The sequence below is a fragment of the Bradyrhizobium sp. Mp19 genome (assembly GCF_029952935.1).
In the GTDB taxonomy this organism is placed as follows: Bacteria; Pseudomonadota; Alphaproteobacteria; order Rhizobiales; family Xanthobacteraceae; genus Bradyrhizobium; species Bradyrhizobium elkanii.
In genome coordinates, this window is record NZ_JASAUT010000010.1 from 12,070 (window position 1) to 25,369 (window position 13,300).

Annotated in this window: 11 protein-coding genes; 6 read left to right on the forward strand and 5 right to left on the reverse strand. The window is 65.4% G+C overall.

Annotated features, from left to right (window positions below):
- The first annotated feature begins 12 nt into the window (after window positions 1-12).
- Window positions 13-669: an HAD-IA family hydrolase gene (locus tag QJT82_RS14630; RefSeq protein ID WP_028343809.1), complete on the forward strand. Its 657-nt coding sequence runs from the start codon at window positions 13-15 to the stop codon at window positions 667-669.
- A 13-nt stretch (window positions 670-682) separates the two neighbouring features.
- A complete protein-coding gene (locus tag QJT82_RS14635; protein ID WP_028343808.1) occupies window positions 683-1,816 on the forward strand; it encodes a threonine synthase in 1,134 nt (377 codons plus the stop codon).
- A gap of 26 nt (window positions 1,817-1,842) precedes the next feature.
- Here QJT82_RS14635 and QJT82_RS14640 read toward each other — a convergent pair whose 3' ends face one another.
- Both QJT82_RS14640 and QJT82_RS14645 read right to left on the reverse strand, forming a co-directional pair.
- A complete protein-coding gene (locus tag QJT82_RS14640) occupies window positions 1,843-3,036 on the reverse strand; it encodes a serine hydrolase domain-containing protein (protein WP_028343807.1) in 1,194 nt (397 codons plus the stop codon).
- Between the two features lie 40 nt (window positions 3,037-3,076).
- Window positions 3,077-4,717 (reverse strand): NAD(P)/FAD-dependent oxidoreductase, encoded by a 1,641-nt coding sequence (locus QJT82_RS14645; protein ID WP_028343806.1) that lies wholly within the window; start codon window positions 4,715-4,717, stop codon window positions 3,077-3,079.
- Window positions 4,718-5,020: 303 nt separating this feature from the next.
- Here QJT82_RS14645 and QJT82_RS14650 point away from each other — a divergent pair, with 303 nt between their 5' ends.
- Entirely contained in the window at window positions 5,021-5,923 is a 903-nt protein-coding gene (locus QJT82_RS14650) for an AraC family transcriptional regulator (protein ID WP_028343805.1), read from the forward strand.
- Between the two features lie 19 nt (window positions 5,924-5,942).
- Here QJT82_RS14650 and QJT82_RS14655 read toward each other — a convergent pair whose 3' ends face one another.
- Together QJT82_RS14655 and QJT82_RS14660 are read right to left on the reverse strand one after the other, a co-directional pair.
- Window positions 5,943-6,977, reverse strand: coding sequence for an aldo/keto reductase (locus tag QJT82_RS14655; protein WP_028343804.1), 1,035 nt, complete (start codon window positions 6,975-6,977; stop codon window positions 5,943-5,945).
- A gap of 22 nt (window positions 6,978-6,999) precedes the next feature.
- Window positions 7,000-8,181: an MFS transporter gene (locus QJT82_RS14660; protein WP_028343803.1), complete on the reverse strand. Its 1,182-nt coding sequence runs from the start codon at window positions 8,179-8,181 to the stop codon at window positions 7,000-7,002.
- A 100-nt stretch (window positions 8,182-8,281) separates the two neighbouring features.
- Here QJT82_RS14660 and QJT82_RS14665 point away from each other — a divergent pair, with 100 nt between their 5' ends.
- The gene (locus QJT82_RS14665) at window positions 8,282-9,238 is read left to right on the forward strand and encodes a LysR family transcriptional regulator (RefSeq protein ID WP_028343802.1); all 957 of its coding nucleotides are present in this window, start codon (window positions 8,282-8,284) and stop codon (window positions 9,236-9,238) included.
- Between the two features lie 7 nt (window positions 9,239-9,245).
- Complete coding sequence (locus QJT82_RS14670) at window positions 9,246-9,734, forward strand: SRPBCC family protein (protein WP_028343801.1); 489 nt, start codon at window positions 9,246-9,248, stop codon at window positions 9,732-9,734.
- 5 nt (window positions 9,735-9,739) lie between these two features.
- Here QJT82_RS14670 and QJT82_RS14675 read toward each other — a convergent pair whose 3' ends face one another.
- Window positions 9,740-10,489, reverse strand: coding sequence for a class I SAM-dependent methyltransferase (locus QJT82_RS14675; protein ID WP_028343800.1), 750 nt, complete (start codon window positions 10,487-10,489; stop codon window positions 9,740-9,742).
- 340 nt (window positions 10,490-10,829) lie between these two features.
- Here QJT82_RS14675 and QJT82_RS14680 point away from each other — a divergent pair, with 340 nt between their 5' ends.
- A complete protein-coding gene (locus QJT82_RS14680; RefSeq protein WP_259245070.1) occupies window positions 10,830-13,205 on the forward strand; it encodes a glucose/quinate/shikimate family membrane-bound PQQ-dependent dehydrogenase in 2,376 nt (791 codons plus the stop codon).
- Window positions 13,206-13,300 lie beyond the last annotated feature (95 nt).

Sequence of the window (13,300 nt, forward strand, 5' to 3'; positions counted from 1 at the left end):
GGAGCGCAGCCCATGACCCGAGCCTATGACGCCGTTCTGTTCGATCTGCTGACGGCGCTGCTCGACAGCTGGACACTCTGGAACAAGGTCGCGGGCTCCGACGAAGCCGGGCTGCGTTGGCGGGCCGAGTATCTCAAGAACACCTATGCCACCGGGCGCTACCGGCCCTATGAAGACCTGGTGGGCGAGGCCGCGCGCAACGTTGGGCTGCCGTTCGAACGCGCCGTGGAGCTCGGCGCACGCTATGCGGAGCTCGATCCCTGGCCCGAGGTGCGCGATGTCCTGCAAACGCTGCACGGTGCCGGCGTCGCGCTCGGCGTCGTGACGAACTGCTCGGAGCGGCTCGGCCGCATCGCCGCCGATCGCCTCGGCGTTCCCCTCACCGTGTTCGTGACGGCCGAGCGCGCCGGCTATTACAAGCCGCAGCCGCAACCCTATCGGCTCGCGCTCGACGAACTGCCGGTCCCGGCCAATCGATGCCTGTTCGTTGCAGGATCGGCCTATGATCTGTTCGGCACGGCACGTGTGCATCTGCCGACTTGGTGGCATAATCGGGCCGCAATGAACCTGCCGGAAGGGGTGCCCGCCCCGATCATGGTTCGTGACAACCTTGCGACCTTGCCGGCTTTCGTGCTCGCTCGCGACGTGTCCGGCCGGACCGTGCCTTGAGGACTGAATAGCGATGCCTTCACCCAGCTACATCGACCCGCTCGACGGAAAACTCTATCCGCTGGATATCCCGCGCTGGTGCTCCGACGAAGGCAAGCCGCTCCTGATAACGCCGCTGCCTGGCATCTCCCGCGACGAGATCGATCGCGCGACGCGATCGCTGTGGCGCTATCGCGCGGCGCTGCCGGTCGAAATCAGGCAGCCGATCACGATGGGTGAAGGCTGCACGCCTGCCGTCGAGAAGGCGTGGGATGATCTGCGGCCGCATTTCAAGCTCGAATGGTTCAATCCGACCGCGAGCTTCAAGGATCGCGGCACCACGGTGATGTTGTCGTTCCTGCGCCAGCTCGGCGTCGATGCGGTGCTGGAGGACTCTTCCGGCAATGGCGGCGCGTCGGTTTCAGCCTATGGCGCGGCAGGCGGCATGCGGGTCAGGATCCTTGCGCCGGCGACGACGTCGCCGATGAAGGTGGCGCAGATGCACGCCTTCGGTGCCGAGGTGCAGCTGGTCGAAGGCCCGCGCGAGGAATCCGAGGCGGAAGCGATCCGCCAGTCGAAGCAGATCTTCTACTCCAGCCACAACTGGCAGCCGTTCTTCCTGCAGGGCACCAAGTCGCTGGCCTACGAGATCTGGGAAGATTTCGGCTTCATCGCGCCCGACAATGTCATCATGCCGGTCGGCGCCGGTAGCAGCCTGCTCGGCTGCTATATCGGCTTCAAGGAGCTCTTGGCGGCCGGGCAGATCACGCGGCTGCCGCGGCTGTTCGCGGCGCAGCCGCTCAACTGCTCGCCGGTCGATGCCAGCTTCGCCGCCGGTGTCGACACGCCGGTCGAGCGCGCGGTCCGCAAGACCATCGCCGAGGGCACCGCGATCAAGCATCCGCTGCGACTGAAGCAGATGATCGCGGCACTCAAGGAGAGCGGCGGCGGCACGGTGGCAATTCCCGAAGACGGCATCGTCGCCGCGTTGAAGCGATTGGCGCAGATCGGCCTGTTCGTCGAGCCGACCTCGGCCTCGGCCGCCGCCGCGCTTGACGTCCTGAAGGCGCGCGGCGCGATCCGGCCGGCGGAGCGCACCGTCGTCATCATCAGCGGCACCGGAATCAAGGCTGCGGGACTGATCACGGAGTTGCTCGGAGCGAGCTAGCTTTGGCGCGCTCCGATGCGCTATCTCTAACCCGCCTTGCGCAGCCTCAGGGATTCGTAGAACGCCGTTTCGAAATTGATGTAGCCGACGAAGGATGTCGGATCGCCAAACGGCAGGATCTGCGTCGCCCAGTACCCGCCAAAACCGTTCTGCCGATCGATCCAGTAGAACAAATTGGCGAGCCCGGCCCAGCCCAGCGCGCCGGCGGGGCGGCCGGTCGGAGCCTGCTCGTCATTGATCATGAAGCTCAGCGCCCAGGACTTCGACTGACCGGGGAAGAACTCGGCGTCGCTGGCAAGTGAGGTGATCACGCCGGTGATCGCGGTGACCTTGTTGTTGCCGAGATGGTTCTTCTCCGCCATCCGCACGGTCTCCGCCTTCAGGACCCGCCCGTGCTCGCCGGCGCCGTCGTTCAGCCACATCCGGATGAAGCGCATGTAGTCGCCGATGGTGCCGTAAAGCCCGTGGCCACCCATGTGAATTTCGGGCTTGGCCGGCAATTCGAAATCCATCGGCGTGAGCGAGCCGTCGGCATTGCGGGCGTGGATGCCGGCAAGCTTGCGGCGCATCGCGTCGGTGAGCTCGAACGTCGTATCCATGATCCCGAGCGGTTCGAAGATGCGTGTCTTGAAGACTTCGCCGAGCCGCCTGCCGGTGATGGCCTCGACGATCTGGCCGCACCAATCCATGTTGGCGCCGTATTCCCAGCGCTCGCCCGGATCGAACAGCAGCGGCGTCATCAGCGACGCCTTGGACGCCGTGATGACGCTGGGCTGCCCCTTCTCCTGCGCCAGCCGGTTATAGGTGTGATTGATGAAGTCGTAGCTCAGACCCGCGGAATGGACCATCAGCATGCGGGTGGTGATGTCGCGCTTCGGTGGACGCAGCCGCGGCTCGCCTTTGTCGTCAAAACCCTCGATCACCTGGAGCTTGCCGATGTCGGGCGCGTAGGTCCTGGCCGGCGCGTCGAGATCGAGCTTGCCTTCCTCGACGAGCTGAAGGACGGCCGTCCCGGTGATCGCCTTGGTGGTCGAGAAGATCGCGAACACGCTATCGGTCGTCATATCCGCGGGCTGGTCGAGCCGGCGTTTGCCGGCGGCACCTTCATAGATGTTGCGATGACGGTCGGTCACCATCGCAACGACGCCGGGAACGCGCGGGTTTGAAGTCACGACACCGTCAAGGATTGCATCGGCGGATGCACTGAAATTCGTGCTCATTGTCTTCCTCCTGTGTTTTTTGATGTTGACCCGCGTAGCCCTACTGCGTGGCGAAGCCGCGATAGCCGCTGGCGGCGACCTCGTCGCATTTCTGGCGGTAGGTGCCGACGCCGCCGCAATAGGACAGCACCCGGCGCGGCTTGCCCTCGACATTGGAGCCCAGGTACCAGGAGTTGGTCTTCGCGATCAGCGTTGCGTTGGCGGTCTCGTCGTGATGCGCCACCCATTGATCCTCGGTATCCCTGGTCGGCTCGATGACGTTCAGGTTCTTGCCGCGCAGATATCTGATGCAATCGGCAATCCACTCCACCTGCTGCTGCAAGCATGTGGTCATGTTGCAGAGTGCGGCCGAGGGCGCGAGCGGCACCGCTGTGGTGAACAGGTTCGGGTAGCCATGGACCTGCAGGCCCATCGTGGTGCGGATGTCCCTTCCCCAATCGTCCTTCAGCGATCGCCCGTCGCGGCCGCGGATGTCGATCCGCGTCAACGCCCCCGTTCCGGCGTCGAAGCCGGTCGCCAGGATGATGACGTCGAACTCATGCACCGTGCCGTCGGCGGTCTGGATGCCCTCAGGCGTGATGCGGGCGATCGGATTGTTCTTGACGCTGACGATCTCGACATTGGGCCGGTGGAAAGCCTCGAGGAAATTGCTCTCCAGCGGCACCCGGTGCGTGCCAAAACCGTAATCGGCGGGAATCAGCTGTTCGCACAGCTTGGGGTCCTTGATCCGCTCGCGCATCTTCTCGCGCACGAATTCGGTGATCTCGGCGTTGACGGCTTCGTCGAAAAACAGTTCGGCAAAGGACGAGACCCACAGCTTCAGGGATCCGTCGTTCCAGCAGTCCTCGATAACCTGGCGGCGCTGCTGCGGCGTCAGGTCGGCCCAGGCGTGTTCGAAGTCGAATTCGAAGCCGGTGAACGTCTTCGGCAGCCGCTCGGTGAGGAACTTGAACTTCGACTTGTAGGCCTCGGCGTCCGACGCACCCCATTTCGGGTTCTTCATCGGGATGATGTATTGCGGGGTGCGGATGAACACCTTGAGATGGCCGACCTCACCAGCGATCGACTGGATCACCTGGATTCCGGTCGCGCCGTTGCCGACCACGCCGACGCGTTTGCCGGCGAGCTCGATCGGCCCCTTGGGCCAGCGCGCGGTGTGGAACAGCTTGCCCTTGAACGTCTCCTGTCCCGGGAAGGACACGTGCGGGGCCGAGAGCATGCCGCAGCAGGTGACGAGGAACTGGGTATCGATCACATCGCCCTGGTCGGTCGCGACCAGCCAGCGTTGCGTCGCCTCATTGAAATGCGCGCTCTTCACCGTGGTGCCGAACTGGATATCTTTCCTGAGGTCGAGGCGGTCGGCGACGTAGTTCAGCCAGCGCTCGATTTCCGGCTGGCCCGGGAAGCGCTCGCTCCAGCTCCAGCCTTTGTAGAGCTCCTCGGAGAACAGGTACTGATAGGTGTGGCCTTCGGAATCGAAGCGCGCCCCGGGATAGCGGTTCCAGTACCAGGTGCCGCCGACGCTTGATCCGGCGTCGATCGCCTTCACACTCAGTCCCTGCTCACGCAGGCGGAACAATTGATAGAGACCGGCGACGCCGGCGCCGACGACCACGGCGTCGAGCTTGGTCGTTGCATGCGCACCATTGCTTCCATTCGACCTTGTGACGGTCTCGGTCATGATTTCCTCCTGTGTCTGGCTTCTCGCACGCACCTTCCCACCCGCGGTGTCGCCGGATGATGGTGCGTTGCGTCAATTTGGGCCTCGACCGCTCGCGCTGTCGCCGAAACGCAGAGCAGGCTACGGGCCGTTCGACCGCGCGGCTTGGATGAAACCGACAATATCTGGAACGCCGCCGTTCAATTGCCCGACCGGCCATTGGTCTCCTTGGCAAATGGCGAAAGCGGCCTATTCTGCGCTTAGCCGTCCGGCCAAGAACAAGCGGTCAACCGCGCCACGAATCCCAGGGAGGAGGCTCGCGCGATGGGCCAGTTGATCACGGTCGAGGAGCTGCCGCGCTACGCTCCCGGCGAGCTGAAGCTGGATAGCGCCTCGGTCGGAAGGAACGATTTCCGGCTGCGCATCTTCCGCTATGCGCCGTCCGACATCTGGGTCCCGCCGTCGGAGAACTTCCTCCTGGTGCTCTATCGCGACGGCGTGACGTCGATGAACCGCCGTGTCACCGGCGCATGGAAGCAGGATCACGTCGGTCGCGGCGTCACGTCACTCTTGACCCGCGCAGAGCCATCAAGCTGGCACTGGAAGAATGACATCGAGGTCACGCACTTCTATATCTCCCCCGCCCTCATGATGAAGACGGCGAGCGATGCCTTCGACCGCGATGCCGAGGCGATCGAGCTGCACGACCTGCTCAAGGCCGAAGATCCGATGCTGACGTGGATCAACGACCAGATGGTTCAGGAGGTTGCCTCAGGAGGTCCGGGCGGACGCCTCTGTTATGACGCGCTGGCGCTGCAGGCGAGCGTGCACATCCTGCGGAAATATGCGGCAATCGAGTTCAAGATGCCTTGCGCGCAAGGACGCTTCCGCCCGGCGCATGCCCGGCTGATCGAGGACTATATCGAGCAGAACATCTTCCGGAACATCACGCTGCAGGAGCTCGCGAACATCTGCAATTGCACGCCGGTCCAGTTCGCCCGTAAGTTCCGCGTCCATTACGGCATGCGGCCGCATGCCTATGTCTTGCGGCGCAAGGTCGAGCATGCGTGCCACCATCTGCGCAAGGACCGCGTCGCGCTGAAGGAGATCGCGTTGCTCGCCGGCTTCGCCGATCAAAGCCACCTCAATCGCGTGTTCCGGCAGCACATGAACGTCACGCCGGCGGAATATCGCCGGCAGGTCTGTGAGCACACCGTCCAGGCGTGAAACCGGGTCTGCGACGGTCTCACACCGCCGGCGGATTGAGCCGCGCGAAGCCTTCCTGGATGCGGTAGGGGTAGTACGGATAGGCCGGCATCACCGCGCTCGCGCGGTCGAGACGCGCGATCTGGTCCGCCGAGAGTGACCATCCGACCGCGCCGAGATTGTCGCGCAGTTGCACCTCATCACGTGCACCGATGATCACGGACGAAACGCTCGGCCGCGTCAGCAGCCAGGCAATCGCCACCTGCGGCACGCTGCTGCCGGTCTCTGTGGCGACGGCGTCCAGCGCGTCGACGATCGCGTAAAGCTTCTCATTGTCGACCGCCGGCCCGAACTGCGCGGTCTCGTGCAGGCGGCTGGTCTTCGGCAATGGCTGCCCGCGCCTGATCTTGCCGGTAAGCCGGCCCCAGCCGAGCGGACTCCAGACCAGCGCGCCGACGCCCTGGTCGAGCGCGAGCGGCATCAGCTCGGATTCATAGTCGCGGCCGACCAGCGAATAATAGACCTGGTGCGCCACGTAGCGCGGCCAGCCGTGCCGCTCGGCGACACCGAGCGATTTCATCAGATGCCAGCCGGAGAAATTCGAGGCGCCGACATAGCGCAACTTGCCGGCGCGCACGAGCGCGTCGAGCGTCGACAGCACTTCATCGACCGGCGTGAAGGCATCGAAAGCATGAAGCTGCAGCAGGTCGATAAAGTCGGTGTTGAGCCGGCGCAGCGCGGCGTCGACCGCGGCGACCAGGCGATATCGCGACGTGCCGGCATCGAGCGGGCCGTCGCCCATCGGCAGGCCGGTCTTGGTCGAGATCAACACCTTATCGCGGCGGCCCTTGATCGCGGCGCCGAGGATCTCCTCCGACGCGCCGTTCGAATAGACATCGGCGGTGTCGAACAAATTGACGCCGGCCTCGAGGCAGATGTCGATCAACCGTCGCGCCTCGCTGGCGCCGCTGCGGCCCCAGGCCGAAAACAAAGGCCCCTGGCCGCCGAACGTGCCGGTGCCGAAGCTGAGCACCGGGACTTTCAGGCCGGATGCACCGAGATTGCGGTATTCCATGGTCATACTCCCTTGATCCGATTCATTCCGCCGGGCACTGCGCGGCGAGCGCGATCGGCCGATCGAGGCGCAGGCTCCACAGCGCAAGCAACAGGCCGATTGCAGTGATGACGGCTGCCACCAGCGGCAGCGCGCCGAGGCCGAGGCCGCGATCGATGGTGACGCCGCCGGCCCAGGCGCCGAGCGCGTTGCCGAGATTGAACGCTGCGATGTTCAGGCTGGAGGCCAGCGTCCGCCCTTCGACGCCGGCGGCTTCGAGCACGCGGAGCTGCAGCGGCGCGACGGTCGCGAACGCGGCGATGCCGAGGATGAACAGCAGCACGACCGCCAATGCCTTGATCGAGACGACCGCCGTCAGCGCGACGAGCACGGCGGCGAGGCCGCCGAGCGATACCAGCAGCGCCCGCGCAAGTCCCTTGTCGGCGAGCCGTCCGCCCGCGACGTTGCCGATCGCAAGGCCGGCACCGAACACCAGCAGGATCGGCGACACCGCGGCGTCGGAGAAGCCGGTGAGCCGCGTCAGGATCGGCTGCACATAGGTGAAGACCGCGAACAGCCCGCCGAAGCCGAACACCGTCATGGCGAGCCCAAGCAGGACCTGCGGGCGACCGAGCACGGCGAGCTCCTCGCGCAGCGGCGCGGGCTTGTCGTTGGCGCCGACATGGCCGGGGACCAGCACGGCCAGCACGATGAATGCGATCACGCCGATCGCCGCCACTGCCCAGAACGCCGCGCGCCAGCCGAGCATCAGGCCGAACCAGGCGCCGAAGGGAACGCCGAGCAGGGTCGCGACCGTGAGCCCGATGAACATCGTGGCGATCGCCGAGGCGCGCTTGTCCTCTGGGACGAGGCTTGTCGCCACCACGGAGCCAACGCCGAAGAAGGTGCCGTGCGCCAGCGAGGTGAGAATGCGCGCCGCCATCAAAAGCCCGTAGCTCGGCGCCAGCGCACACGCCGCATTGCCGAGCGTGAAGATCGCCATCAGCGCCAGCAAGACCGCCTTGCGCGGCATCCGCCGCGTTGCCAGCGTCAGGATCGGCGCGCCGACGAATACGCCGAGCGCGTAGCCGGAGATCAGCAGGCCCGCCGCGGATACGGATACCTGCATGTCGGCGGCGACCTGCAGCAGCAGTCCCATGATGAGGAATTCGGTGGTGCCGATACCAAAGGCACCGGCGGTCAAGGCAAGGACTGCAGCAGGCATGTGTCGCTCCGGACAAAAGGATTCCGCAAAGCGAGATAGCGGTTCGGGCGAGGAAGGATTAGAATGGCCGCAATCCAATCATTTGTGACTTGAATTCAAGATGGCCCGCACCGACACCAACCGCTCCGGCGAGATGGACGTATTCGTCCGCGTCGTCGATCTCGGCGGCTTCACCGCTGCCGCGAACAGCCTGCGCCAGACGCCGTCGGGCGTCAGCAAGCTGGTCTCGCGGCTCGAGACGCGGCTCGGCACGCGGCTGGTCAACCGCACCACGCGCAAGCTGCAGCTCACCGAGGAAGGCCAGGCCTTCTACCAGCGCGCCCAGCGGATCCTCGCCGATATCGACGAGGCCGAACGCGAGGCCGCTTCATGCGTGCCGCGCGGCCATCTCACCGTGAACAGCAACATTCCGTTCGGCATGCTGCATGTGATGCCGCTGCTGCCGCGCTTCATGCGCGAGCATCCCGACATCACGCTCGACATCGTGCTGACCGACACGCTGGTCGATCTGATGCAGGCACGCGCGGATATCGCGATCCGCGCCGGCCCGCTCGGCGCCTCGCGGCTGATCGCGCGCAAGCTCGGCACCAGCCGCATGGCGGTGGTCGCCGCGCCGTCCTATCTCGCCCGCTTCGGCACGCCGAAGACGCCGGCCGACCTCGCCGCCCATCGCGGCATCGGCTGGACCTTTCCGCGCAGCATCCGCGGCTGGCCGTTCCGCCGCGCTGAACGGATCGAGGAAGCGCTGCCGCCGCCGGTGGCCCGCGCCAGCGACGGCGAAGCCGCGCGTCAGCTCACGCTTGGCGGGATCGGGCTCGGCCGGCTGGCGCTCTTCCACATCGGCCCCGATATCGAGGCCGGGCGTCTGGTGCCGGTACTGCAAAATCTCAACCCCGGCGACCGCGAGGACATCCATGCGGTCTATGTCGGCCATGCCGGCCCGCTGCCGGCGCGGGTCCGCGCTTTCATCGATTTTCTTGCACAGCACATCCGCATCGGCGATCGCTCGCTGCGCCGCGCCGCCGATGGAAAATGGAAAGTCGTGGGCGACAAGTGAGCATCCGATGACGCACGAGCCCTCGGCCTTCCAGTCCGTCACCGAAACGATCCGGATCGCTGCGGAGCCAACGCAGGTGTGGGACGCGATCGTGGACCCCAAGGCGGGCGAGAGATGGCGCAACGCGCATTTCACGACCGATTGGCGGATCGGCGCGCCGATCGACATCGAGGCGGAGATCGGCGCAAAGCGCTATCGCGACAAGGGCCGCGTCCTCCATGTCGAGCCGCCGATGCGGCTCGAATACTCCTATTGGTCGCAAGTCTCTGGCCTGCGGGATGTTCCGCAATCCTATGCGACGATCACGATGACGCTCGTGCCTGACGGCGGCGAAACCGTGCTGACCGTCACCCAGCAGGTGCCGCCTTCGCCGATCCGCCGCGGAAGCGGCTGGGAAATCGGGCCCGACTCAGGCGCCAAACACGTTGCCTTTTACTGGCGCATGACGCTGCCGCGCCTGAAGCAGACCGTCGAACAAGGATGCGCCGCGCAATAGCGCGCCTAGGCCCGCTTCAGCAGGAAGAGCTGCGTGACATAGGGGAACACCACTTCGTCGGCGTCGCCGAGACCGGCCTCACGCAGGATGCTGCCGGTCTTCTCGCGCAGGATCGCCTTCTCCGCATCGGGAAGATTGGCGACATAGCTCGTCGATGCGATGCGCTCGAACACATCCCCTCGCTTCATCCGGTGCGGATGGTCCTGCACGATTTCCCTCTCGAGCACGAAGCGCGGGTCCTTCAGGATCCAGCGCCAGCGTCCGGTCCGTTGCCGGGGCGTGTCGCCCGCATAGCCCTCGATCATGACGGACAACGCGTCGACCCACGGCGTGCGGTCGTCCCGGTTGTTCCAGACCAGCGCAAGCGTTCCGCCGGGATGCAGCAGTCGCGCGATCTCGGCAACCGACGGCTCGTTGTCGAACCAGTGAAACGCCTGGGCGCAGGTGACGAGGTCGACGCTGCCGGTTTCGAGATTGATCGCATCGGCGCGCGTGTTGATGACCTCCACCCCGGCCTCCTTCGCCAGCCTTGCCGACATCTCGGCAACGGGCTCGACCGCGACCAGGCGCGCAGTCGCGGGCAAATGCTGCAGCAGAAGGCGGGTGAACTTGCCGGTTCCGGCACCGAGATCGACGACACAGCGCGCGGCCGCAAGCGGCAGCGCGGCGACGATCTCCGCGGGGTAGCTCGGTCGGCCCGCCTCGTAGGCGGCGACCGCGACACGATAATTCTCGGCAGTGGGGTTCAGTGTCATTGTTGCTTCTCCTGCGTGCCAACCGTCCGCGGTGCGATCTGTGGAACGGTATAGAGCTGCGCCTGCACAGGGCTGGAAGAGCGCGTCGATTCAAAATCCGCTGAAAACCTCTCACCTTTGCGTCAGCGCCGCAACTCTGCTGCTGCTGCCTGTTGAAGGTGCGCGCATTTTGAATGATTTGCTTCGGCGGGTTTCGCATGGACCTTACGTGCTTGTGTTGTATCAACGTCGCAGTTCCAGGTTGCAAGTTGCGGTCGACTGAACGACAGTTCGCGATGGCGGACACGATCTGTCGCGCTTGTGCGGGACAAGCCCGATCCCGCCCCGCACCGGAGCGACCATGCAGCGATCCAGGGCAGTCCTCATCACAGCTATCGTCTACGCCTTGATCGGCCTGGTCCTCGCCGGCGGCGGCATTTGGCTCGCCGCATTGGGTGGATCCATCTTCTACATTGTCCTCGGCGTAGGCATTCTCGCCACGGCTATGCTGCTGCTGGCGCAGCGCCATCAGGCGCTATGGCTGTTTGCGATCGTGCTGCTCGGCACGCTGGCGTGGGCCGTCCATGAGGTGCGGTTCGACTGGTGGCCGCTCGCGGCGCGTGGCGACATCATCTTCCCCATGGCGCTCTGGCTGCTCACGCCGGTGATCGTTCGCGCCCTGACACGAAGCGGGCCGGTGCCTTACATGCGCGCAACAGCGCCACTCTGGATCGGCGTCGTCGCCGCTGCGGCGGTGCTCAGCGCCGGGCTGCTGTCCAGCTATCACGACATCAACGGCACGATTGCCGAGTCCGGCTCCGCCGTGCCGCAAAGCGAAGCCGACCCGCAGCCGGACGGCGACTGGCGCGCCTATGGACGCACGCAATTCGGACAGCGCTATTCGCCGCTGAAGCAGATCACGCCCGACAATGTCGTCAACCTCAAGGTCGCCTGGACCTTCCGCACCGGCGACGTGAAGACGCCAGAGGATTCCGGCGAGACGACCTTCGAGGTCACCCCGATCAAGGTGCGCGATACGCTCTATCTCTGCTCGCAGCACCAGGTGCTGTTCGCGCTCGACGCCAAGACCGGCACCGAGCGCTGGCGCTACGACCCCAAGCTTGTGCACAACAAGACGTTCCAGCACATGACCTGCCGCGGCGTCTCCTATCATGAAACCGCATCGGGCGCCGTCGACTCTGGCGGCAATCCGGCGCCGGCCGAATGCCCGCGGCGGATCTTCCTGCCCGTCAATGACGGCCGCATGATCGCGCTCGATGCCGACAGCGGCAAGCTCTGCGATGGTTTCGCCGATCACGGCAGCCTCGACCTGCAGCAGGGGATGGGGATCAAGACCGCCGGCTTCTTCGAGCCGACGTCGCCGCCGGTCGTCAGCGACAAGATCCTGGTCGTGGCTGCCGCGGTGATCGACAATTATGCGGTCGAGGTGCCGTCGGGCGTGATCCGCGGCTTCGATGTCTACACCGGCAAACTGGTCTGGGCCTGGGACTCCGGCGCGGCGGACGAGAACGCACTGCCGTCGCCGACGCGGCATTACACCAACGGTTCACCGAATTCCTGGATCACGGCCTCGTTCGATCCGAAACTGAATCTGGTCTACATCCCGACCGGCAACAACGGACCGGACATCTGGGGCGGCAATCGCGACGCGCTGGTCGAGCGCTATTCCAGTGCCATCGTCGCGCTTGATGTCGACACCGGCAAGCGCGCCTGGTCGTACCAGACCGTGCATCATGATCTCTGGGACATGGACGTTCCCTCGCAACCGAGCCTGGTCGATGTGACGACGGCCAAGGGCGTCGTTCCCGCGCTGATCCAGCCGACCAAGGTGGGCAACATCTTCGTGCTCGACCGCAGGACCGGCGAGCTGATCGTGCCGGCGCCGGAACGCGCGGTGCCGCAAGGGCCCGCGCCCGGCGACCGCTCGGCACCGACCCAGCCGTTCTCCGAACTGACCTTCCGCCCCGAGGCGAAGCTGACCGGCGCCGACATGTGGGGCGGCACGATCTTCGACCAGCTGCTGTGCCGGATCATGTTCCACCGCTTGCGCTACGAAGGCACCTTCACGCCGCCGTCGTTGCAGGGCACGCTGGTCTTCCCGGGCAATCTCGGCATGTTCGAATGGGGCGGCATCGCGGTCGATCCTGTCAGGCAGGTCGCCATCGCCAATCCGATGTCGCTGCCGTTCGCCTCCAGGCTCATTCCGCGCGGTCCGCTTAATCCTCCGGCGCCGACGGCCGAGAAACCGGTCGGCAGCGAGGTCGGGGTGCAGCCGATGTATGGCACGCCGTTCGGCGTCGGTATCTCGAGCTTCCTCTCGCCGCTCTCCGTGCCGTGCTACCGGCCGCCATGGGGCTCGATGGCCGCGATCGACCTGAAGACGATGAAGATCGTCTGGCAGCATCCCAACGGCACGATCCGGGACACCACGCCGCTGCCGCTTCCATTCAAGATGGGCGTGCCGATGCTGGGCGGGCCGATCACCACCGCCGGCGGCGTTGCGTTCTACACCGGGACCTATGAGTACACGATCCGGGCCTACGATGTGCGCAACGGCAAGGTGCTCTGGGAGGATCGCCTGCCGGCCGGCGCCCAATCGACGCCGATGAGCTACGAGGCTGGCGGCAAGCAATACGTCGTCACCGCCGCCGGCGGCCACGGCTCGTTCGGCACCAAGCCCGGCGACTACGTCATCGCCTACGCATTAAGGGATTGAGCCGCTTCATCGGCGCCGTCAGCTTCCTTCTCCTTCCCCCAAAAGGGGGAAGGTCGGGATGGGGGTCAGCCGCAGGCGATGCTCTCTGCGGAAGG